This is a genomic window from Psychrobacter sp. Ps4, from assembly GCF_022129285.1.
GTDB classification, from domain to species: Bacteria; Pseudomonadota; Gammaproteobacteria; order Pseudomonadales; family Moraxellaceae; genus Psychrobacter; species Psychrobacter immobilis_A.
The window spans coordinates 126947-149447 of sequence record NZ_JADQAK010000006.1; the positions used below are offsets into that span (position 1 = coordinate 126947).

The window sequence follows — 22501 nt, forward strand, 5'->3', positions numbered from 1 at the left end:
CAACCACACTAGGAGCCAATCATGGCTAAGAAAGAAAAAGGTGTATTTACGCAGGGCACCAAAGTTTGGATTAAACACGGCGAGGCTGACACGCCGATCTTAACTAAAATGGACTGTATCACTGGCGTTGTGCTCGGTGATGACAGTCCCACTGAAATTGATGATACCTGTCTTGATGAGCCAGACTCTGCAACATCAACATACGGTCTTAATAAGCCCGGCGAAGGCTCAATCACCATTAATACTGATCCTAAAAACGCAACTCATATGACGCTACTGCAATTAGCAGAAGATAAAGAATTGGTCGAAGTTTATGTTGGGTGGTCAGATGGCATAGATATTGAGCCAGAGATGGTAACTGCAGACGTTACATTGCCTGAGACGCGCACATGGACCGTCTTCACTGCGCGATTAAAAGCAAGTGCGCCTACGTTTGATCCTGATTCTTTGGTCAAGCATTCAGTAGCAATGAAGCGTCAAACTAGAGCTGTCACTTCGTTCAAGACCACTTAACGAACGATTTAATCGCCAAAGAAAGTTAAAACCAAAGCCTCTTAATTGAGGCTTTACTATTTTTAGAGGATTGCAAAGATGGCAAAGTATCAATTATCAGATGTCAAAGCAGGTAGCTTGGTTGGAGAAATCCATGAAGATACGGTTGAGTTCTACCATAAGGGTGAGTTGTGCGACGTTGATATTAAGTACAAGATACTTCCTTTCGTAGAAAGCGACGCGCTTCATAAGCGTATGAATAACAATGAAGATGTTGCAGCCGAATGGATTAGCAAGGCGCTGGTTGATGGAAAAGGCAAACAGCAATTCACAGAACATCAAGTTAAAACAACCTTTATTCAACCGTTAGCAAATGCCATATTCAATAAAGTATGGGGGCTTGATAGTGTAAAAAAGGCGGTAGAGGAGCAGACGGCCAAGAAGAAAAAGGAGTAATTGCTGGTGAAGACGAGCTTCTGTTTGAGCTTGCGCTGGCTGGTATCGGCGGCAATACAGTTCACCAGGTTAAAAGCAATCTTACAATGATTGAGATTAAGCAGTGGGCAGAGTATCGCTCAAGACGTGGTAGCTTAAACATTGGTCGACGTATCGAGCAAGCCGCGGCAAACATCATGAGCTTTGGTTATAACTTGAAAGTTAAAGCTGAGGATTGGATTGATCCTCTTGAGCTAATGCCACACGAAGATGATATTGTTGAAACTTTTGAAGAACAGATTAAGGACTAGGCTAGATATTTGTGCTGTTTCGTAATACTATCTTTAGAGGATCAATTGTCTAGAGGGTATTATGAAGAAAACATTGTTGGTTGGTGCGATTGCTTTTATTTGTGTTGGCGCAAATGCTGCTTACACTTTTCCTGAAAATGCGGTTACGTCAGAGAAAAATAGAATTGTCAGTCTTGAGTCTCTCAACTACAAAATAGACCTTGATGAAAAAAAGACAATGGATGAGTTAAGGCTCTGTTTGGCAGAGTTGATTGATAACGATAATGACTTCATTAAGGCTGAAACAGATTCGGCTATTATTGTTAAGGGTAGTATTAGAATTGATAAAAATAGCTGGGGGAATGATGAGCTAGTAAATTACGAACTCAAAGCCTTGAATAACTCTGACATGCTAAAACTTAAGTATTATAACTTGGGTTTTGGGTACATTAAACCAAACCAAAACCCAGAAGATGTCAAGGTACGAAAACCAGCAACTCATTTTGGTGGAGGCGGTAAAGAAACCATTGATGAAGTAAGTAAGCTTCACCAAAACATAAAAGATTGTATTGAGTTTTAAGTGCAATACTCGCCCCGATACAAACTACCTGCCCAACAACTAAACTGGGCGCAAATATGGGTATATAACTTAATTAATCATAACCATTGGTCATTAGTTGATTCGATACCAACTGGTTATTACGTGTATGTGTATTTAGATGATGAATAGATAAAGGCTCACTTCGGTGGGCTTTTATTTTCAATAGTGTTTGCAACGCATGAGCTAATACAGTATATTTGCATCTGAGGCGTCGAAACCTCCTAATCAAGTAGCGCAATCCACAAGCGTAATCGTGGTTTTTTTACGCCTATTCAAAAGGCAAACTCTCATAATAGCTATCTGTGTCGTTGTGATAAACCACATGTTTCTATGTCGAGAGGGCGGCAGCCATACAATACCTTTCGTGGGGAAAACTGCCCGCCGTTCTACTTGACGGTTTCGAACCTCTCGGCGCCCTTTATCGGGCAAATTCGAAGAAACAAGTAGGAGTTCATCATGAACACATTAACCTTTAACGGCACTACCCTTACTACTATCAATCAAGACGACCAAGTCTGGCTAACTGCTAGCGATTTGGCAATCGCGCTTGGCTATAAAAACAAGCAGTCTGTTAGTAAGATTTACAATTCAAACGCTGAAGAATTTACCGATACAATGACTCAGGTTGTCGAGAGCACCGAATCGGTTCTCTCGTCGAAAACAAAGGGCTTGCGGGCAAAAATACGTATATTTTCATTACGTGGCTGCCACTTACTTGCTATGTTTGCTCGTACTGATATCGCCAAGGCTTTTCGAGTTTGGGTGCTCGACATATTAGAGCGCGAAGTAAAGACTACCTCACATCAACGCATACCACTGAGAAAGGCTTGTGATCGTCTTGCAGTAGGCAATATGCTCATCAGCGATGCGTATAAGATAGTGACCAATCATTACAACGTTGATCATATCGACCAGATACCAGAGTCGAAGCTGCCTGAAGCGGTCGCCTTCGTCTATGATGTGATACTGGCGCGGCAGGCAAGTAATACCAATCACTCAAAATACATTGATAATATGCATGGTATTGGAAAGAAAAAGGTCGAAGAGACCCGCCATGCAATCAGTGTGATTCAAAAAGCGCTTGCTTCGTTGGATTGCGGCATCGAAGTCATCAAGCAGAATAACGAGAAGCAGGCTAGCGTGTTTGAGAGTTTGAAAAGCCAAACAGCTAGAGTAGTAAAGTAATTTAAAAAACTAAAATGTTTAAAGAAACCTCAGTCAGAAATGATTGGGGTTTTTTATTGTCCAAAATAAGGATTTACCATTATGGCCAGCACCTCACTAGGCACGCTAACACTCGACTTGGCTGTGCGCTTAAGCGAGTTTACTGATGGTCTAACACGCGCTGAACGTGAGACACGAGACCGTACTGAAAGTATGGGTGATTCTGTTGGTAAATTTAAAGAGCGGTTAGTAGAGGATCTTAGTGGCACACCTATTGGTGATGCCGTAGGTTCTCTGACCGAAAAACTTTCTTCCATCACTGAAGCTTTTGGTGAGGGTGGCTTGGCAGGAGCAGCTGCAATAGGCGCTGCTTCTGTTATAGGGTCAGTTGTTGCTATAGGTGCCGGTTTAGTAACTCTAGCGGTGCAAACAGCAGAAGCGGATGAGCAGTTAGTAAGACTAGCGATGAGAGCAAACACCTCTACTACCAACCTACAGGTCTTGACGGCAGCAACTGGTGCTTATGGATTAGAGATGGAAGGCGTTGGTGATATCTTGGCAGATGCTCAAGAGAAGCTAGGAGAGTTTAGTGCGACCGGCGGCGGTGGCTTGGTAGATACCTTAGAGCTTATGCAAAATGCCACCAAAAAAACAGATGCAGAACTAGAGATATTTGGTAAGAGCCTATCTACGATGGACAGTGTAGATGCTATTCAAGCTGTAGTAGATGAGATGGAGAAAGCGGGCGCAACATCACAAGAAGTAAGGTTCGTTACTGAATCGTTAGCAAGTGGTTTAGGCGATATCATTCCGCTTTGGGACAACAACGGTGAAGCTTTACGTAATTATGAGAATGATCTTAATGAAGCTGGCGTGATAAGAACCAAAGAGTCTATCGAACAGTCTCAAATCCTAGCCAATGAGATGGAAGGATTGCAAATAAAATTTGAAGGTGTGTCCAATCAATTAGTTACTGCCGCATTACCAGCTATGGCTACATTAATAGAATATTTTAAAGAAGGGACTACACAAGGCGGCAGCTTCAAGAATGAAATTAGTGGTGTAGGCCAAGCTATAAATATTACAGCGGCTTCAGTAGTAGGTATCGCAGCAGGAATAGGTCAGCTAATTAATGCTTTCTCAGCGGTCGGCATGCAGATGCGCAATATAGGGCAGACTGCACAAAATTTTTATAATGCCGATACTTTGGCCGATAAGGGCAAGGCTCTGTTTGTTGGTTTCTTTTCTGCTGGCGCGTTAGCTAGCGGAAGTATGTTAGATATATCTAGCCAATGGGCTAATGATATGGAAACGATAAACAAGTTGTTAGAAGGTGCTTCTAGCAAAATGAATCAGATTAATACACAACGCCCAGCAGTTAACACGTCGTTTGGTAGTGTATTAACCCCTAAAGGAAATAATGCTGCATTCCCTTATAGAAATGACGGCATTCCTTATAGAACTGGTGCAGTAGATGTAGAGATAATAGCTTCAAGGGCAATAGCCGATGCTGCTGAAGAAGAGGCGAAGGCAAAAGAAAGAACCGCCAAGGCGACTCAAAAGACTGCAGACGCTTCAAAATATATTCAATACGCAAACAAAGGCTCTACCAGAAATCAGCGTTTAAACCCGCAACTCGAACAGGCTTTATCTTTTCTACAGGAAGAAGGAATTACTTTTAGGGTAAATTCAGGTGGTCAACCTGGCAAAGGCTCAGGTGGCAAACGAGTGGGTTCTACAGCCCATGATCACGGTTATGCTGCTGATGGAGACTTATATAGAAATGGTCGCAAGCTAGACTGGAATAACTCCAAGGATTTGCCGCTATTAAAGTCAATTGTTGAAGAGGCGGCAGCACGTGGCGTTAATGGCATTGGTGCTGGTAATGATTATATGGGAGCGGGTCGTTTTCATTTTGGTATTCAGTCCAACGCGGCAGCATGGGGCAAGGATGGCAAGGGTGCTAATGCACCTGCTTGGTTAAAATCGGCTCATAGCGCTGGCATGTCCCGCAAGGAGTCTAGTACTTTTTACGGCAAAGCTTTAGCGCAGGATGCTAAAGAGGCTGATCAAGCCGTGCGCGAACAGCAAAAAAGAGCAGCTGAGGCATTAAAGGTGCAAGAAGAGATTGAGAGAGCCAGACTATCAATCACTCAGAAATACGCCACCTATAAAGAGAAGATAGAAAGCAATCATACTAATAACGTCATAGAAATCGAGCGGCTTTACGCTGAAGGATCTAGTGACCGCGCTAAATACTTAGCACGTGAAGAAGAGCGCTACGCAATAGAAAAAAATGCAGGATTGCTCTCTATATCTGATAAATATTTCAGTGAAGAAGAGCGTATCCATGAAAATCATAGAAAGGCATTGTTGGTTATTGAAAATACATACATAGAAGATGATGGTGTTCGCCAAAAATACATCGATCGCCAAAACAAAATGTATGAAGAAGATTTGGCTAACTTTAAATATATACAAGAGCAAAAAGCAAGCGCCCAAGGTATAGCGGCATCTAAGCTGTCAGACGTAATCAACATGAATGCCAACCAAGCTATTAGTGCTGTAGAAGACCTTCGCGCTAAACAAAATATGCGTCCGGACCTATATCAAAAATGGAGGCTTGAAAAAGATTACGAAATTAGCAAGGAGGTTGTGGACCAGATGTACGGCGCTCGCAAAGGCGAGATAAATGCTATTAATTTCAATACAGGGGATCCTGTATTTGATGCTACCCAACGTAACGAGTTATTGCAGGAAGCAGAACAAGAGCATTTAAATAAAATGCTACTTATGGAAGAAGAGCATTCGGTCAAGAAGAAAGAGTTAGATAAACAGTTAAAAGATTCGCGCATTGCTATGCAAGAAACCGCATTTAGCGCCATGACAGACGCAGCCTCTATGTTCTTTGGTGAAAACTCGAAGATGCATCAAGCGGCTTTCATCATGGAGCGAACCTACGCCACCCAAAAAGCATTAATGAACGTCAAAGAAACATACTCTAATACATTCAATGCTATATCCGCTATACCTTTAATTGGACCTTACATTGCAATGCCAATGGCGGCAGCAGCGTCCGCGATTCAGGTCGCTCAAGCAGCTGGCATTGGTGGGATGGCAGCGCCAAGCGTGGCAGGTATTGCTCACGGTGGTTTAGACAATGTGCCAGAAGAAGCGACTTATCTACTGCAAAAAGATGAGCGTGTATTGTCACCTAAGCAGAATAAAGACCTGGTTAAGTTTATGGCCAACGGTCAAAAGGCGAGTACCGGCAACATTACTATCAACAACAACTCAAAGGCTGAAGTTAGTGCTAGACAAAATCCTGATGGCACGGTAACGGTCGATATGGTAGACAAGATGATTGAAAAGTCATTCAAACGTATTGGCCGCGCTAACTCAGTTGAAAGCAAGAGCATACAGCGTGGCACAACAGCAAGGGTGAATCGCCGATGAATAACTTTGCGCTATGCCCACTGCAGCGGGGCTATGCACCTGAAGTAGCGAACAATATATTAGAGCAAGAGCTGATGGGTGGTTTTGCTCGTCAGCGTGTTCAGTTTGTCAATAACGTACATACGGTTACCGCATCGGTCATGCTTGACGACAAAGGTAAGCAGCAATATTGGTGGGCATTTTGGCGTAGTCATCAAGCGAATCCTCGTCCTTTCCTATGGCGTTTGATTGTCGATGATACTGAGATGACTACCTATGTCTGCCAATTTGTAGCTGGCTCGCTACGGCTCAATGAACGTGACGGCAAGGTTTATAGCGTGTCGTTTGGTTTACGCTTAAAGCCAAATAATACCGGAACTGATTTTGACGAAACTATCATTGGTCTATGGGAATCAGGCGACCCACGCAAATTGCTCAACTTGCTCGAAAAATTGGTTAATGAAGATTTACCGGATGCGCTGGGAGGTTTGTAATGGCAGTAACGATTGATGATATCAAAGACCTGCATCTTGATAGCTCTGCTAGCATCGCCCCACTTGAGACGCTAGAAGTTAGTCACAGTTTATGGCCCACGCCAATACGCATCGTGACCAATCATGCTGATGGGGTTAATGCCATGCTCGAGACTGGCGAGACAGTATATTTTGAGTTTGCACCACTGCTGATTAACCGTGGCAAGACCTCTGACGACCTTGATCAAAGTTTCAACATCACGCTTGGTGACTTGGGTGAGATTGTACCGCCACTGATTAAGCAAATAAGAGCATCAGACAGCGATGAATACCCACAAGTTATTTATCGTCAATATGCATACGACGCTTCATCAATGACGTTTGCCAAAGACAAGCCTATTGATATCGCAAAGGGTTTGTTCGTTGAGCAGATGAGCCGCGACCACCAAGCAACCACGTTTGATGCCAAGACACCAGACAAGAACACCGTTGCTACTGGCAGGCCGTACTCGCCTGATTACTATGTTGATTTAAAAGGTCTGTTATGAAAAGCATCGATTCTTTGCTTAGCCGTAAGTTTGACCGTGATAATTATCATTGTGTACATCTACTGATAGATGCAGGTAAGCACTTGTTTGAATACGATTTTAGCCACTGCTTTTTGGGTTTGACGGGCTCTATCGATGACAAGTTAATCCCAACTAAGTCAGCCATGCAGCAAGGCAACTTGGTTGCCAAGCCTAGTACCGGCACTATCGTTTTGATGATGACGCTTGATAATCGGCATCACGTTGGATTGTATTATTGCGGTCGAGTGCTGCACTTGTCCGAAACTGGCCCACGATTTGAAACCATGCGCACTATCAAACGCCAATATAAAAAGGTACGGTTTTATGACGTTAAAGATTTTCCACAACGAGCTTGATGCTACTGAATGCACTGAGCGTAGTTTCGACTGTCTTTTGAAGGAATGGCTAGCAATACGTGAGAAATATCCTGCATCACGATTGTACAAAGGCACTATATGTGTGCAGAACGACATTACGCCAAAGACCAAGCTTGAGGCGTGGGCACTCAAAGACGTGACTGGTGATTATCAAGTGCTGTGTCATGCAGCAGATCCAGTGACACTTGGCATCATCGCCGCGGTTATCTCAGTAGGCGTGGCGGTATACACCTATGCCAATATGCCAGACATGAGCGCTACGAATGATGTGGCAGGCTCACCGAATAATAGTCTCGCACAACGCCAAAACAAACACCGTGTCAATGAGCGCGTACCTGATATTTATGGTCGCCGTAAGTCTGTTCCTGATTTAATATCGTCTGTTTGGCGCCATTACGGAGACAACATACAGATAGAAGAGTGCTTGCTAGATATTGGTACCGGTTGGTTTGCTATTGATGAAGACTCAATCAATGAAGGCGAAACACCTATCAATACGATTGAAGGTGCATCACTCAGTATTTATGAGCCTGGACAGTCCCTTATAGATGCAACTCCACAAATTCAGATAGGCACAGCGTTTGACGAGCTGCCATTGGTCACCAAGCAAGTTAGCGGCATTGATGGTAAGCAGGTACTGAAGACATCAGCTTCAGGAGGTATTACTTTCACCGATTTTACGATCGAAGATGGAAACAAGTTGGTCGGAAATACTGAATATACTACATATGAACACACCTATTGGTACTGGCGCGGTGGCGACCATAACGGTTACTGGAAAACAGAAACGCGTTCAAACTATTTAAGGTTTACCCAGGCATTTGAGCAAGGCGACTCTATCAAGATTGAAAACGCCATATTTGGTTCGGTGGCTGACGCACAGATATCAGGCAATACAGATGTAGGTGTGGATGGTGTTTTAACCATTGCTTCATCAAAAGAACTAATCAACCCTAGTGAGTACCGCCGCATTAGAATAGCGGCTCTCAATGTAGCTGATACCAACAATGGCGATCTAACGCTGGCAGGTGAGTATCCGGTTGATAGTATTATTAAGTCAGGCAGCGCAAACGCTTGGTTTTATGAGGTGACACTATCAGCAGGCTATAAAGACGTAAATCCAAATTTTTACTTACTGACCGCTGATGCAGCAGGTATTACATCGGCTGTATTAACTGCCAATACAAATAATATCGATCTATCAGGCGTCTATACGATTGCAAGCTTGACTGATACGACCATCAGTCTGGTAAACCCTGCAGGTGTGAATGCTGACTGGTCTAAGCTAGATGGCGCGACGCCAGAGCAGATAGCATCATTTAGACAGCGCACCATACGATTTACTGGTACCGGTAGCAATTTCACTGGTTGGAAGTATTCTGGGTCAAAGGACACGACGGGCTTTATTCTGAACTTTTTGGCTAACAATGGTATCTATGAGGGAGATAAAGCAAAGCAGGTATCAATAGAAGTGGAATATCAGATGGTAGGTGATGATGGTGTCCCTTATGGGCCTATCATGCGCCATGGCGATACTATGGAAGGTCAGGCCAATAACCGTTCACCAGTTGGCATGACTATCAAAAAAGAGTTGCCAGAAGCGGGTAAGGTGCGCTTTAGAGTTAATCGCCTTAATGACAACGGCAATAGTACACAGTTGATCGATGACGTGGTATTTGAAAGCGCCTACAGTTATTACGAGACTAAAAAATCAGTCTATGAGCACGATACGGTTATCCGATTGCGCCGTATGGCCATTGGCTCTGGGACTAATGCCAGTGAATTAAATGCTATCGTGCATCGCAAGCTCAATACTATTGGTGGTTTCTTACCTACCAGTGACTTTGCCGACATATCAATTGCTATGGCGCTCGATCCTTACATTGGCCGGATGGATGAAACTGAGGTCGACGTTGATTCCTTTTATGACTTGAGTGATGAGATAGCCACGTATTTCGGTACGGACAAGGCGACTGAGTTTAACTACACGTTTGATGATAAATACAGCAGCTATCAAGAGATGATCTTTACGGTTGCTGAAGCGGTGTTTTGTACAGCAAGACGAGAAGGCGGTCTGCATTATTTTAACTTTGAACGCGAAACGCCCAATAGCCTCGTGCTATTTAACCATCGCAATATTCGACCGGAGAGCATGGTTGTCACTGAGTTTTTTGGCATCCAAGACAATTACGATGGCGTAGAGCTGAAATGGCGCGATCCATCTGACAACTATAGTGAAGCTATCATCAGACTGCCTGACGAGCTGCGAACCAACTACAAGACGATTGACACCCAAGGCGTGACCAATTACTCACAGGCGCACTTCTTGGCACACAGGGCGTGGAATAAGCTGAGATACAACCGTAAGGCGATAGAGTTTACCGCATACGGTGAGGGCGACTTGGTGACGCGTATGGATAGGATTGCAATCGTTGATTCTACTGTGCCGATATTATGTAGCGGGCAAGTAGAGCTGCAAGAAAATACGGTGCTAACTTTAGATTATCCGGTGAGTTTGGATGAATCTAAAAGCTACGTTGTGCACCTACAGCTTAAAAACTGCACCGTTGATGTGATTGAGATTGTTGGCCAAGTTAGTCATTATCAAATCGAGGTGGCACGCATACCAATGATGCCGCTAGTAACGTCAGGTGTGGCCCATGCTGTATTTGATATTACTGAAGCCAAAGATCTTGAAGCTGATGCGTACCTAATTAATGAGAAGACAGGCAAGGGAGTGTTTCAGTCATCGATAAGCGCTATGTCCTATGATCGGCGCTACTACCCAAATGATAAAGACTATATCAACGGCTTGATAGCCTAAAATTAAATTAAACAATGCCCATCCTAATCCGGTGGGCTTTTTTGTGGGAGTTTTAAAAATGGCAGAGCTGTTAACGATACAAGATTCTATTGATGGTCATTTGGATACGCAAACACTCAAAGAGGCCGTGAACGAAGATAAAATTATCACAGCACGACTTGGCCGAGAGTATGCGTCAGTGCCGATGGCCAGCCGCTTGCTTGTTGAAAACGGTTTGCTGGGCGCAACGCCTTTTAGCACTTACTCCGCAATGACCGCCAGTGCTTTAGCAGATGGTGATTATGCGATTGTTACTAATGATGTTGATCTAAGTAAAAATGGCGTCTATCAAAAAATTGGTGGCGCATGGGTTTATAGTGAGTACAACCCAATTGCACAGTCACAAGCGCTTATAGACACTTATGTGCTACCAAACGACGCTGCTGATGTTAGTCACAACTTTACTGACAAAAACGGTTTTGTGATCGCAAGTTTACTAATAAATGGACTGTTTAAAACTAACGGCATTGACGTTGCTGGTGATGAGCTGTGGTTTGAGCGGTCACCAGACAACGCCATAAATTTACTAGATAAAAACGGTTTTGTACTCGCGTCAAGCGCTGCAACAAAAGCGCAAGAGCAGACGAGTGTAATTACAAACCAATCACCGCCTGAGCTGGGTTATCAGATTGCAACAGATATCGTCGGCGTGATGACTTACGGTCAGTCACTATCTCGCGGTCAAGCCGCATTACCTGCCATCTCCACCACTACAACAAATAACCTGACCATGGCTAGCGGCGTACTGAGACGACCAAACGAGGCTGGCTATAGTGCGAGTGATTTTGCGCCGTTAGTTGAGTCAGCGATCGGCACTGAGGGCGAAACACCGACCAGCGGAATGTTGAATGGTGCATCAAGGCGCATTAGTGAGGCAGGATTGCCTGATTATCAATTTTTTGGCGGCTCGATGGGGCGCGGCGGCAGTTATGTTGACGAGTTATCTAAAAGCTCAACGAGCTTTGATAATTTATGTGACTACGTTAAAGATGCTAACGCTATCGCAAAATCAAAAAACAAGAGTTTTAGCATGTGGGCAATGGCGTGGGCACAGGGCGAGAATGACAATACATCAGGCTCTAGCAACAGACTCGCTTATCAATACACGCAAGAGTGGCTGGCTAATTTATGGCAGCCTTTTAAGAATTTTGTACTACAAACAACAGGGCAGCAGTTTTTACCTTATTTGATAACGTATCAAACGCCCGGTCACAGACGCTCAAGCTCGGACACGATACATATCGCCAAGGCGCAGTGGCGAGCATCAAGAGAGTATGACGACGTTGTAATGGCTGTACCTGCATATATATTTCCCACAGCGGCTGACAATCAACATTTAACAAATGAGGGCAGTTGGCTGATGGGTGAGTATATGGGTCGAGCGCTATTTTATACGATGATACAGCGGCAAAAATGGCGACCTCTTGAGCCAGTGGCGGTCGATTGGCAAGACGGTTTTATTGACATTGAGTTTTATGTACCACAAGGCAAACTGGTTTTAGATGCCGCGCTAGCTGCGCTCTATGACAACTACGGTTTTGTTATGCGTGACGCTGCTGACGCTGTGATTGATATTATTAGTGCTGTCACTATTGCCAATAAAAATACCGTGCGTATCACGCTATCAAGCGCTGCACCAAGCGGCGCAGTTATAACATATGGTCGCGGCAAGCCTAGCGACCCTGCGTCATCTGGCAATATAAACGGCTCGCGCGGCAATTTGCGCGACACACACGGCGACACAGACAAGGCAACATCCCCACTTGGCAATACGTTTGATCTACATAACCCTTGCGTATATTTTGAGTATTCACAAAAACTAGGTTTTGCAATTTAATTGGAGATAAAAAAATGGGCATTAATGTTATTGCTAAAAATATTACCGCAGAAGACACAGCGGTTTACTACTCAACGCAGGTCAACCAAGGTCTTGAGGGACTTTTTTTTACAACTGGCAATAAAACGCGACTGGCTAAAAATTACGCTAAAGATAAAGCCGATGCAACAGTCATCGGCAGCCCCGCGATTACTGAGCAAAGCACAAAATTTAAATCGCTTGTCAATTATGTGCAAACAGAGATAAAAACAACACCGCTTATGACCATATTGTTTGTTGCTAAATCTGACTCGCAGACAGCAGCATCAGCAGATAGAGGTGTATTTATCTCTGAGTACGACAATCCGCAGGCAATCAAGGGCCTGCACGTTGGTACAACAGCAAACTCAGTGTCTGTGTTTTATCCAAAAGCAGATGGCACTCTTGGCAGCTTGGTTGTTGCTGTAACGCATAGTACTGCAAATTACAAATTGTATGCGCTAAGACTATCTGCAACGTCTGTCGATCTCAGTTGTATCACAGACAATATATCTAACGCTGCGACCGTCTCGACAGCGGAGCGAGCTGTCGCAGGGCGCAAACTGCGGATTGGGTCTGACGCGTCGTCATTTAGCGGTAATAGCGACATCACCGCAACACGCATACACTCAGTCGCGTTATCAGATAGCGAATTAAGTATAGCAGCAGATGATTTGAGGCGTTACGCAGCAAGCAAGGGCGTTGTTGTTTAGCTGCAAGCGTTCACCCTTAATTGGGGTTTTTATTATCAAAAATTTGAGGAAGGCGTATGCCAAACAACACACCCTTTTGGGACATTATCCTATTAAAGCTCTTAGCGTTTTTACCTAAAGTCTTTGCCGCGGTGATTGGTGCGGTATTTGGCTTGATGCTATCGGGCGACATTGGTCGTGACGGTAAGATACAAGTCAATATGTCAGTGATAGTCAAGTTTACTATCGCTGTCACAATCTCGCTGTTTGGCGGGGCAGCGCATATCGAATTTATGGGCTACCAAGATTATAGCGTTATGACACAGGGCGCAATCATGCTCGTCTGGGCAGTGTTCGGTATGTTAGCCATCGGCATTGTTTATCAAGCCGTAGCCTTATGGCAGGGTAAGACGATTGCTGAAGTAATAAAAGAAGTCAAAGATGCGGCATTTGCGATTTTTGGTAAATAACAATCAACGTTAATTACAGCCCCACTTTTGGGGCTTTTTTAATGTCCAAAATAAGGTATAGGCTATGAGTATTTACGACATGATTTTTGATAGATTAATGGATCATGAGGGTGGGTACGTCAATAATCCGAACGACCCCGGTGGCGAAACCATGTACGGCGTAACCAAACGTGTTGCTAACGCACATGGTTATTGGGGAGACATGCGCAAGCTACCCAAATCACTTGCCAAGCAGATCACCGAACAGTCATACTACAGGGCAGTCAAAGGCGATCAACTAGACAGACTGATTGCATGGCAACTAACCGACGCTGCATATAATCATGGTAACCGACAAGCAGTTAAGTTTTTACAGCGAGCTGTTGGAGCCAGTGCAGATGGTTTGATTGGACCACGTACATTGGCAGCAGTTGCAGCAACCGACAAAAACGATGTGGTATTATTATTCAATGCTGAGCGTATTGAATTCTACACCGGCTTGCGCGGTTGGATTAGTTTCGGTAAAGGTTGGGCGAGGCGAGTGGCTGGCAATTTACGATTTGCGGCATCGGATAATTAAGCTGTGACATGATTCTTGACAGCCTACTATCAAACACTATCACATCTAATCACATTGCGTAATCGTAAGTCATTGATATTACTAAGAGCGTATTTGATAGCGTTTGATAGAATGTGATGTAATCGGGTTCAACTCCCGCCATCTCCACCAAACAACGATAAAGGGCTGACCGTCATAGACTGTTAGCCCTTTATTTTGGGCGTTTTTCAAGGATTAAGAGTTATATAGGGGTATGGCGAACCATATAGAATGTTGGTATTATTGTTGGTATTAGAGTTTATACACGCGCTCAATACCAACAAAGGATAGTCCAATGCCCTTAACTCATACCGTTATCAATAAGCTACAGCCCAGTAGCACCTCGATTGATACAAAGCGACCTGACAAGCATAGCGATGGTAACGGGCTGCAATTATGGGTGCGTTATACGGGCGTTAAGTCATGGATCAGCGCGTACCGCTGGCAAGGTAAGCAGCAAACCCTCACTATTGGCACTTATCCAGTTATGAGCCTACAAAATGCAAGGCAGCGCAATATTGAGATCAAACGCTTAATAGCTGATGGTGTGAACCCTAAAGACCATAAGAGAGAGCAGCAAGCCAGCCAAGACGGTTTAAATGTTTTCGATAACATAGCCCAGTCATGGTATAGCGAGCGCAAGACCTACCTAGCAGAAAGCACCTTTTCCCGTAACTATTCCGCCTACATGCGCGATGTTAAGCCCTCTATTGGTCAAAAGAACATAAACGACATTACCGCGCCTGATGTATTGGCTATCGGTAAAGCAGTAGAGAGCCGCGGCGCTAATGAGATGGCAAGGCGGACTATTAGAGAGATAGGGCAGATATTCAAGCACGCCATACGCAATGGATTAGCCACGCATAACCCAGCCACCGACCTAGCCGAAGCCATCAAGCCACACAAGACCGTCAATCATAGCCGTATCACTAGCCAGCAATTACCTAAGCTACTAAAAGACATCAATGCTTATCAAGGTGATGTATTGGTGAAACTAGGCTTATGGTTTTTATGCTATACGTTTGTACGCACTAATGAATTGCGCTTTATGGAATGGCAGGACATAGATTTTAATCGCGGCTTATGGACTGTCCCAGCTGAAAAGATGAAAGCTAGGCGTTTGCATATCGTGCCACTAGCACCGCAAGCAGTAGCGATATTGAAGCAGATTAAAGAGCTAGGTTTTTCGGATCAGTATGTTTTCTTTAATACCTCAACACGTAAGCCGTACAGCCAAAGTGCGTTTATTAATGCCCTATGGAATATGGGTTATAAAGGCAAGATGACGGGGCACGGGTTTAGAGGGCTTGCCAGTACCACACTGCATGAAAAAGAGTTTATGCACGAAGCCATAGAGCTACAGCTGGCACATGATAGAGAAAACAAGATCAGTGCAGCTTATAACGGGGCACAGCACTTGCCATACAGAATTAATATGATGAACGAATGGGCAAACTTCATTGATGATGCTTATGCTGGCAAGTTAGATAACTTAATACGTGCAGACTTTAAACAACAAGCACAAAAGCATGGCTAGCATCATGCTGTAACGACCATGCAAGGCTAGGACTAATTACCCGAACGACAGCTATTCACACCCTTATGCTGTCACTGCCTTGCACCTACTTTGATTTAAGGGTGTAGGGGTGTGTATTGTGGACTATGCTATTGCTTCAGAAGAAGGTAAGTTTGATAAATATATATGTTTATCAAATATTATTGATATTTTGTGCCTCTTATCTGAGTACACCTCCTATTATATTGCGAGTTATCTCAAATATCATGGATTTCATATTAAGACCAAAGCCTACTATATAGACATTGATAGTGCAGATATATTACCTATAGATAATCAAAGTGAAGTAATTATTTCTTTATTTGAAGATATTAAAAATTCACCATTAACTTTGAATACTATTAGAGAGATGCCAATAGAGTTGGCAGGTCGTTTAGGCGATATCTATTTCATTTCAGAGGAGCTAAATAACCTAGATATTTTCGATAAATTTGGTAATCCTGATTTTACAGATAAGCAAATGATTGATAAATTAGTCTATGAAAACTATAACAATGAACAAGTTATCGTCTGTAAAAAGCTCCATGAACTTGCATTAAACAGTCGAATTAAAGTTGAAGAAAATGGACTGATAAGCATTAATGCAGTGCCAGAGCTAATATCACGATTTTTTTATCAGTTTATTATTAGATTCGATAACATAATCTTGTTAAGCGTAGATGACTTCACATCTTCAAAAAATCAGTTTACACCTATCTTTGATAATGCAAAGGTGCAACTATTTAAGAAGCCTGATGAAGCCAGTATTGACATTGAACAAAATGAAACTAAAACCTTAAAAGAAAAGGTAAAAAAGCTTGCAGCTGAAAACGAAATACTTAAAGCTAAACTCAATGAGCAGGTAAATAAGCCAGCTAATGACTTAAAAAATGTACCGCATCAAGCATATAAGACACTAGATAAAGTCATGTATGCAATGGCTAAAATTACTGGTTTAGATAATTCAAAGCCTTACAGTCAAAACACGCCATCTTTAAATGCAGCAATTACTACTATATTGCAAAACGATGGCTTGCCACTCGAGTATGAAGCCGTAGGCAAATGGCTGTCACGCATTAACGATATAAAGCCAGTAAAGTAATCTATAGTAGATAACTTGCTAGCGATGATTTAAACAAAAAACAAGGAGTGTTTAATGGGTAAGCTTATTTTATTTGTTATAGCATGCAGTATTTCTATGTTGTCGTATGCCCAGCGCTATGATATTTATGTTCATCAACAAACGATGATACAGCCGAACAACGCGCCATTGATGGGCAATAGCACTATTGATGTTGATAGGCTATCAAATAGCTTTGCTGAAGGGCAGAACATACGAAAAGCATGGGACGCTCGCAAAGCTAGAAAACAACATGATAAAGCAATGCAAGAAATGAGCAGTCTCGATCTAAATGATAACAATGCTGTTATGGAATTTGCTAAGAAATATCCTGATAGTATTGATAGCTTGAAAAGCATGCTGCAATTGCACACACAGCTCAATAATTAGAAACTTAACGTCCAACAATAGCCACCTTAACAGGTGGTTTTTTATACCTAAAGTAATCTACTATAGATAACTTGCTATCTACTGTAGAACCTCCGACAAGTCCCACCACATACCATAGAACCATGTTGAAAGCCGTAGAACACCTTTACGGCTAACATGGAGATATGAATATGACACAGCAACAAGCTACCCAAAGCGCCCCAGTAATTCCATTTACTGGTGACACCTCGCACGATACCGAACCAACCACCGCAAATAGTCCAGCTATGCAACTGCCTACTACTGGCATGGGCAGGGCTAAAGATATTCTGCCATTCCTACCATTTAGCAAAACCACCCTTTTTGAATGGTCAAAAGATGGACGTTTCCCAGCTGGCAGAAAGCTATCACCTACTATGACCGCATGGAGTTATGCAGACATTCATGCGTGGCTAAACAGTCACACCTCAAACACTAGCGAGGTGTAGATCATGAATACACGGCAACCAAAAAAGAGTTATAAGCAGATTATTCATAATCACATGCTGGCAGGTAACAGCCTATCCACTTATGAAGCCTTTGATCTATGGCAAATAACATGCTTTTTACAGCGGATCAGTGAGCTAAGAGCGCAAGGCGTGGTTATTCAAGATAAGACCATCAAACTCAATGGTAAGACGTTTAAACAATACTGGATAGACACGCCAGCCGATGGCAACCATGACGCTACAGGGGTGCAATCATGAGCCAGCCAAACGACATATTAGAGCCGCGCCTAGTGGCAGTAGATAGCTATTATCTGTCTGTCATTAATGACCGCATACAAGACCTATCAAACGATGCGGAGAGCCTAGCAATGGCACTTAATGCTATCAATGCCGATGATGACGCAAGCAAGGGCGTGATAGTCGCTGTAAGGTCTGCCTTACTTGCTAATAGTGAGCTGGCAAGCATTGTTAGTGAAATGATGGACGGGCTTATAACCTTGCCAACTGTGGAGGTAATAAGCCATGAGTGATAATCATAACAAAACCAATCCCCAAGCCAGCCACGGGGCACACAATCGCAAACAGCCACATAAGCGCGGCTTACTAATCAGCTTTATTATATTCATGGTATGGGTGGCAGGTATTGGCTTGATACTATCATTAATCGCTTGCCAGCCAGTGAATGCAAAACTGATTGCAAGTGATGGTAACAGCCGTTATCATAGCCTCACTACTAATTGTTCAGCGGCAAAGCCAAGCCGTCATTCTTTGGCTATTTTTGTGCCTAAAACTTGTCTGACTAACTACCAGCAAGCTATAAACGGCATGAATAAAAATACGTCTGCATTGCAGGCAAGTCATAAATATAGCGCCGCTACTATCGGTGCGAACATCTATGACGGGTTAAGTGAACCTAATACAATACCCCTTGTGGGAAATAAGTTCCGCCGTCTGAACACGGTAGTTAATGACCTGTCACCCTATTTTTTTATGGGTGGCAAAATACTAACTAATTGTTCAGGAGGCTATCATGCCTAATTCAATCCGTACGACCTCAAACACTCAAACCACTACTAACAGCACACTAGCCGCATTCAAGGCTGGTGACAGCATTCTGTGCCCGTCTGTGGGTAATGGCACTTACAAGCTATTCAATGATAAAGAATATGATTGTTTAGGCTTTACCTTAAACGGCAAAACATACCATTACCGCAATGATGGCAAAGTAAGCCGCGATGACAAAGCCCCGTCATTATTCTATGACACGCCAGCAAACCGCCAAGCCATTAACACACTGTTTGGCAGCGCCCACCAAGTCAAAACCATAGATTGCACCGATGCAGACGATGACGAAGTGATATTGATGCCGTCCATCATGCTATCGGATATTGCATGTGACATTAACGCCGCTGCTACTGCCTTGCATGACATGGGGCAGTTATTCCACCTTATCGCTACCCGTAAGCTAGAACCCTATGCAGTGATAGCAATGGCGCGTCTATCACAAGATGCCGCCGATACTTGGATCAGTCTGCTTTACAGTCAATTAGAGATTATCAACGAACCCTTAGCCCAAACTGGTTTTGGTAAGGTAGATGCTTGTGCCTACTAATAAAAGTTACCCACCAAAGCAAAGCCGTAAGCATGCCAAGCGCAAAAGCTACTATAAAAAATATAGAGCCACACGCCAGCCGAACCAGTCGCAAGCAAGGGGGAATAAATGACCACCACACCACAAACCACCAGCCATGAAAAAGCCCACGCATTTAGCGCAGGCTTTACAAAGGTAATGAATAGTTTTGATGCAGTCACACGGCAAGGACTGGCAGACGATCTTACTTTAATAAAACGATATGAGCTATTACCGCCTAACAGCTTGTTAAGCGTTACTGATGATCTTACTACAAATGACGCGAAAATAGTAAAAACCGCTGGCACGATAGCCCTACGATTGACCGATAAACAAGGCGATATTGTAGGCGCGGTATTCTACACACCAAACAGCAAAGCCAAGCCCATTGTTATTGATCCTACAGGTTATGGCGCTATCGTCATTGGTGACTTAAACAAAGGCAATGAGGTAATCGCTTTCGATGATGCAGAATATGGCATTGATGCGTATCAGTGTATGGCAGACGACAAAACAACCTTTATTATTAGCCCTCAAAAGACAAAGCAATGCTTTAAAAAGATGGTGCAGCATTGGAGTAGCGGATCACTGCTAACTGTACCAATGACCATAGATAACAAAGGCATGATAAATCAATTGGCAGGCGTGAATGCTAGGGCATTGGTTACTGTGGCTGATATTGTCACCTTGCTACATGCTAACCACAGCTATGAGGCAATACTGGCAGCTGATGACAGCCAAATCATTAACTTAAAAGACACCGCTTACTATCCTGAATGGCGCGATGATCCACAGCTGAATGAACCGATGATTTATGCTGATGGGCGTTTTGAGCTATACCATGATGGACTGTTTTTTGTGAAATATAACGATGACGATCCAGCAAACATAACCTTTAAGTTTAAGGCGTTTGTTTGTTCACCGATTGAGGTTATCGCAAAGACACGGGACACAAGCAGCGGTACATGGGGGCGGTTATTGCAATGGCGTGATGATGATAGCGTGCTGCATACGTGGTCAATGCCGTTATCACTGCTACAAGGTGATGCCCGTGAGTATCGTAGAGAATTAGCCAGTCAAGGATTGAACATTACTACCAACAGTAAACAGCGCAGCTACTTAGATACTTATATTCAGGACTATCCTATTCATAAACGGGCGTTATGCGTGGATAAGCTGGGCTGGCATGATGGACAATATATATTACCTGATAGCGCAATAGGCGGCGATGGTAAGCAGTTAATAGTCTATCAGGCAGCCAATGCAATCAATAGCACCATAGCCCAGCAAGGTACATTAGCCCAATGGCGTGATGAACTATGCAAAAAACTAGCAGATCAAAGCCGTTTTGTTTTCTCTATTGCTTGCGCGTTTGCTGGTCAATTGTTAGAGCTGTTAGATGATGATGGGGGTGGCTTTCACCTTTTAGGATCATCAAGCATGGGCAAGTCATTATCACTTAAAACAGCGTCTAGCGTATGGGGCAAGCCTGACAGCTATACTAAGACATGGCGCAGCACTGATAACGCCTTAGAGGGCACAGCAAGCGAGCATAACGACAGTTTTTTACCACTTGATGAAATCAGCGAATGCGATCCACGAATAGTAGGTAACAGCGTTTACATGCTGGCTAATGGTAAAGGCAAAGGTCGTAGCACCACCACAGGGCATAACCGCATTGCTAAGACATGGCGCATTATCTTTTTGTCTAATGGTGAGGAGTCACTACAGAACTTCATGGCACAAGCAGGACAGAAAACGAATGCAGGTATTGAGGTTCGAGTAGCGCATATTGATGCTGATGCTGGTCAAGGTTTAAAGACGTTTGATAGTTTGGTACTGGCAGACACAGGCGCAGCACAAGCCGATAAGATCAAGGAGTTATCACACACTTACTATGGATCAGCTGGCATAGCATGGCTAGAATATATCACTATCGACAAAGCAGCCACCACAGCCACCGCCAAGCAGCTTGTAAATGAGTTTATGAGTCAATATAGCGACCTTGCACCGCAAGCGCATAGAGTGGCTAAACGGTTCGCTATTGTTGCCGCGGCTGGTGAGATGGCAACAGGTGCAGGCATTACAGGCTGGCAAGCAGGACAAGCAACCACAGCCGTTATGACATGCTTAGATAATTGGCTCGATAACTATGGGCGTGATGGTGAACACGAACAGCGCCAAATCATTAAACATATTCAAGCATTTATTGAATTGCATGGTAGTAGTCGCTTTCAACCATGCGAGAAGTCTTTTTATACTGACAATGAGCAAAAAGTAACTAACCGTGTGGGCTATCGTAAGCAAGGCAGCAATGATTACTACTTTTATATCAATGCGTTTGAAAAAGAGGTATGCACACCGTATGAGCTTAAAAAGGTAACGCAAGTATTAGATGATGCTGGTCTGCTAATTACCAATGAAACCAACAAAAAGACGTTTAGAGTCCCAGCACCAACAGCAAAGAACCCCAAAGCCCGTACGCGTGTTTATGCCATCAAAAGCGACATACTAAGTTATGAAACTGATAAAAGCGTAGGGACAGCGCGGACACAGCGGACACACCATATAGGGCAAGGGTTAGAGGCTGTCCACAGCCAAAGGGACACACGCGGACACAGCGGACACAGTGAGCCACAAGTAGATGAACTGTCCGCCTTGTCCGCCTACCCAAAAACACGGGGGACAGCTGCAAACCCAGTAACCACGGGCAATGTCCCCTTGTCCGCCTTGTCCGCCACTAAAAAGCAAGGTACAGCAAAACAGAGTGTAATTGATCCTAATAATGAAATACCACCGTTTGGCAGTGAAATAGATTATTCATAATTCATTAATGATTTAACAAAGGGTAGGCGTTTATCGTCTGCCTTTTTTTATGGACTGCAAAAACCTAAGGGAAACCTAAGGTTAGGCGCTCAATACTCACTTGCAAATCACGGGCAGCATGTTGTCATTTGTTTACATTCAAACCAGTTTGACGACTGCCAGCATGTTAATAAATGTTAAGGTTTAAAACTGAATAAGTGGCACTCAATGGACAGACCAA

The 22501-nt window shown here is 43.6% G+C and carries 23 protein-coding genes; all 23 read left to right on the forward strand.

Annotated features, from left to right (window positions below; translation table 11 throughout):
- Window positions 1–21 precede the first annotated feature (21 nt).
- The 23 genes from I3252_RS05485 (at window position 22) to I3252_RS05595 (ending at window position 22281) form a co-directional block, all read left to right on the forward strand.
- The gene (locus I3252_RS05485) at window positions 22–513 is read left to right on the forward strand and encodes a phage tail tube protein (protein ID WP_238034475.1); all 492 of its coding nucleotides are present in this window, start codon (window positions 22–24) and stop codon (window positions 511–513) included.
- 78 nt (window positions 514–591) lie between these two features.
- On the forward strand, window positions 592–948 hold the full coding sequence (locus tag I3252_RS05490) for a phage tail assembly chaperone family protein, TAC (RefSeq protein ID WP_238034476.1): 357 nt from the start codon (window positions 592–594) through the stop codon (window positions 946–948).
- Window positions 949–1034: 86 nt separating this feature from the next.
- Entirely contained in the window at window positions 1035–1238 is a 204-nt protein-coding gene (locus I3252_RS05495; RefSeq protein WP_238034477.1) for a hypothetical protein, read from the forward strand.
- A 61-nt stretch (window positions 1239–1299) separates the two neighbouring features.
- Window positions 1300–1797 carry a hypothetical protein gene (locus I3252_RS05500; protein ID WP_238034478.1) on the forward strand — a complete coding sequence of 166 codons (498 nt, stop codon included), beginning with the start codon at window positions 1300–1302 and terminating at the stop codon, window positions 1795–1797.
- 477 nt (window positions 1798–2274) lie between these two features.
- Window positions 2275–3003: a BRO family protein gene (locus I3252_RS05505; protein ID WP_238034479.1), complete on the forward strand. Its 729-nt coding sequence runs from the start codon at window positions 2275–2277 to the stop codon at window positions 3001–3003.
- A gap of 81 nt (window positions 3004–3084) precedes the next feature.
- A complete protein-coding gene (locus tag I3252_RS05510; protein WP_238034480.1) occupies window positions 3085–6438 on the forward strand; it encodes a hypothetical protein in 3354 nt (1117 codons plus the stop codon).
- Window positions 6435–6911, forward strand: coding sequence for a hypothetical protein (locus tag I3252_RS05515; protein WP_238034481.1), 477 nt, complete (start codon window positions 6435–6437; stop codon window positions 6909–6911). Before I3252_RS05510 ends, I3252_RS05515 begins: the two co-directional genes overlap by 4 nt.
- A complete protein-coding gene (locus tag I3252_RS05520) occupies window positions 6911–7438 on the forward strand; it encodes a DUF1833 family protein (RefSeq protein ID WP_238034482.1) in 528 nt (175 codons plus the stop codon). The genes I3252_RS05515 and I3252_RS05520 overlap by 1 nt, the downstream gene beginning before the upstream one ends.
- Window positions 7435–7815, forward strand: coding sequence for a hypothetical protein (locus I3252_RS05525; protein ID WP_238034483.1), 381 nt, complete (start codon window positions 7435–7437; stop codon window positions 7813–7815). Before I3252_RS05520 ends, I3252_RS05525 begins: the two co-directional genes overlap by 4 nt.
- The gene (locus tag I3252_RS05530; protein WP_238034484.1) at window positions 7784–10660 is read left to right on the forward strand and encodes a host specificity factor TipJ family phage tail protein; all 2877 of its coding nucleotides are present in this window, start codon (window positions 7784–7786) and stop codon (window positions 10658–10660) included. The genes I3252_RS05525 and I3252_RS05530 overlap by 32 nt, the downstream gene beginning before the upstream one ends.
- A 58-nt stretch (window positions 10661–10718) precedes the next feature.
- A complete protein-coding gene (locus I3252_RS05535; RefSeq protein WP_238034485.1) occupies window positions 10719–12536 on the forward strand; it encodes a hypothetical protein in 1818 nt (605 codons plus the stop codon).
- Window positions 12537–12550: 14 nt separating this feature from the next.
- Window positions 12551–13267 (forward strand): hypothetical protein, encoded by a 717-nt coding sequence (locus tag I3252_RS05540; RefSeq protein ID WP_238034486.1) that lies wholly within the window; start codon window positions 12551–12553, stop codon window positions 13265–13267.
- Between the two features lie 56 nt (window positions 13268–13323).
- On the forward strand, window positions 13324–13716 hold the full coding sequence (locus I3252_RS05545; protein WP_238034487.1) for a hypothetical protein: 393 nt from the start codon (window positions 13324–13326) through the stop codon (window positions 13714–13716).
- Window positions 13717–13780: 64 nt separating this feature from the next.
- Window positions 13781–14275 carry a glycosyl hydrolase 108 family protein gene (locus I3252_RS05550; protein WP_238034488.1) on the forward strand — a complete coding sequence of 165 codons (495 nt, stop codon included), beginning with the start codon at window positions 13781–13783 and terminating at the stop codon, window positions 14273–14275.
- A 313-nt stretch (window positions 14276–14588) separates the two neighbouring features.
- On the forward strand, window positions 14589–15830 hold the full coding sequence (locus tag I3252_RS05555; protein ID WP_238034489.1) for an integrase arm-type DNA-binding domain-containing protein: 1242 nt from the start codon (window positions 14589–14591) through the stop codon (window positions 15828–15830).
- Window positions 15831–15948: 118 nt separating this feature from the next.
- On the forward strand, window positions 15949–16950 hold the full coding sequence (locus tag I3252_RS05560) for a hypothetical protein (RefSeq protein ID WP_238034490.1): 1002 nt from the start codon (window positions 15949–15951) through the stop codon (window positions 16948–16950).
- Between the two features lie 54 nt (window positions 16951–17004).
- Complete coding sequence (locus I3252_RS05565; RefSeq protein WP_238034491.1) at window positions 17005–17358, forward strand: hypothetical protein; 354 nt, start codon at window positions 17005–17007, stop codon at window positions 17356–17358.
- A 170-nt stretch (window positions 17359–17528) separates the two neighbouring features.
- A complete protein-coding gene (locus I3252_RS05570) occupies window positions 17529–17825 on the forward strand; it encodes an AlpA family phage regulatory protein (protein ID WP_238034492.1) in 297 nt (98 codons plus the stop codon).
- A gap of 3 nt (window positions 17826–17828) precedes the next feature.
- Window positions 17829–18083: a helix-turn-helix domain-containing protein gene (locus I3252_RS05575; RefSeq protein WP_238034493.1), complete on the forward strand. Its 255-nt coding sequence runs from the start codon at window positions 17829–17831 to the stop codon at window positions 18081–18083.
- Window positions 18080–18355: a hypothetical protein gene (locus tag I3252_RS05580; RefSeq protein WP_238034494.1), complete on the forward strand. Its 276-nt coding sequence runs from the start codon at window positions 18080–18082 to the stop codon at window positions 18353–18355. The genes I3252_RS05575 and I3252_RS05580 overlap by 4 nt, the downstream gene beginning before the upstream one ends.
- Window positions 18348–18863: a hypothetical protein gene (locus tag I3252_RS05585; RefSeq protein ID WP_238034495.1), complete on the forward strand. Its 516-nt coding sequence runs from the start codon at window positions 18348–18350 to the stop codon at window positions 18861–18863. Before I3252_RS05580 ends, I3252_RS05585 begins: the two co-directional genes overlap by 8 nt.
- Complete coding sequence (locus I3252_RS05590) at window positions 18856–19437, forward strand: hypothetical protein (RefSeq protein WP_238034496.1); 582 nt, start codon at window positions 18856–18858, stop codon at window positions 19435–19437. Before I3252_RS05585 ends, I3252_RS05590 begins: the two co-directional genes overlap by 8 nt.
- A 108-nt stretch (window positions 19438–19545) precedes the next feature.
- Window positions 19546–22281 (forward strand): DUF927 domain-containing protein, encoded by a 2736-nt coding sequence (locus I3252_RS05595; protein WP_238034497.1) that lies wholly within the window; start codon window positions 19546–19548, stop codon window positions 22279–22281.
- Window positions 22282–22501: the final 220 nt, after the last annotated feature.

Coding starts and splice junctions, on each gene's coding strand:
- I3252_RS05485 (WP_238034475.1), top strand. CDS start 22: ATGGCTAAGAAAGAAAAAGGTGTATTTACGCAGGGCACCAAAGTTTGG.
- I3252_RS05490 (WP_238034476.1), top strand. CDS start 592: ATGGCAAAGTATCAATTATCAGATGTCAAAGCAGGTAGCTTGGTTGGA.
- I3252_RS05495 (WP_238034477.1), top strand. CDS start 1,035: ATGATTGAGATTAAGCAGTGGGCAGAGTATCGCTCAAGACGTGGTAGC.
- I3252_RS05500 (WP_238034478.1), top strand. CDS start 1,300: ATGAAGAAAACATTGTTGGTTGGTGCGATTGCTTTTATTTGTGTTGGC.
- I3252_RS05505 (WP_238034479.1), top strand. CDS start 2,275: ATGAACACATTAACCTTTAACGGCACTACCCTTACTACTATCAATCAA.
- I3252_RS05510 (WP_238034480.1), top strand. CDS start 3,085: ATGGCCAGCACCTCACTAGGCACGCTAACACTCGACTTGGCTGTGCGC.
- I3252_RS05515 (WP_238034481.1), top strand. CDS start 6,435: ATGAATAACTTTGCGCTATGCCCACTGCAGCGGGGCTATGCACCTGAA.
- I3252_RS05520 (WP_238034482.1), top strand. CDS start 6,911: ATGGCAGTAACGATTGATGATATCAAAGACCTGCATCTTGATAGCTCT.
- I3252_RS05525 (WP_238034483.1), top strand. CDS start 7,435: ATGAAAAGCATCGATTCTTTGCTTAGCCGTAAGTTTGACCGTGATAAT.
- I3252_RS05530 (WP_238034484.1), top strand. CDS start 7,784: ATGACGTTAAAGATTTTCCACAACGAGCTTGATGCTACTGAATGCACT.
- I3252_RS05535 (WP_238034485.1), top strand. CDS start 10,719: ATGGCAGAGCTGTTAACGATACAAGATTCTATTGATGGTCATTTGGAT.
- I3252_RS05540 (WP_238034486.1), top strand. CDS start 12,551: ATGGGCATTAATGTTATTGCTAAAAATATTACCGCAGAAGACACAGCG.
- I3252_RS05545 (WP_238034487.1), top strand. CDS start 13,324: ATGCCAAACAACACACCCTTTTGGGACATTATCCTATTAAAGCTCTTA.
- I3252_RS05550 (WP_238034488.1), top strand. CDS start 13,781: ATGAGTATTTACGACATGATTTTTGATAGATTAATGGATCATGAGGGT.
- I3252_RS05555 (WP_238034489.1), top strand. CDS start 14,589: ATGCCCTTAACTCATACCGTTATCAATAAGCTACAGCCCAGTAGCACC.
- I3252_RS05565 (WP_238034491.1), top strand. CDS start 17,005: ATGGGTAAGCTTATTTTATTTGTTATAGCATGCAGTATTTCTATGTTG.
- I3252_RS05570 (WP_238034492.1), top strand. CDS start 17,529: ATGACACAGCAACAAGCTACCCAAAGCGCCCCAGTAATTCCATTTACT.
- I3252_RS05575 (WP_238034493.1), top strand. CDS start 17,829: ATGAATACACGGCAACCAAAAAAGAGTTATAAGCAGATTATTCATAAT.
- I3252_RS05580 (WP_238034494.1), top strand. CDS start 18,080: ATGAGCCAGCCAAACGACATATTAGAGCCGCGCCTAGTGGCAGTAGAT.
- I3252_RS05585 (WP_238034495.1), top strand. CDS start 18,348: ATGAGTGATAATCATAACAAAACCAATCCCCAAGCCAGCCACGGGGCA.
- I3252_RS05590 (WP_238034496.1), top strand. CDS start 18,856: ATGCCTAATTCAATCCGTACGACCTCAAACACTCAAACCACTACTAAC.
- I3252_RS05595 (WP_238034497.1), top strand. CDS start 19,546: ATGACCACCACACCACAAACCACCAGCCATGAAAAAGCCCACGCATTT.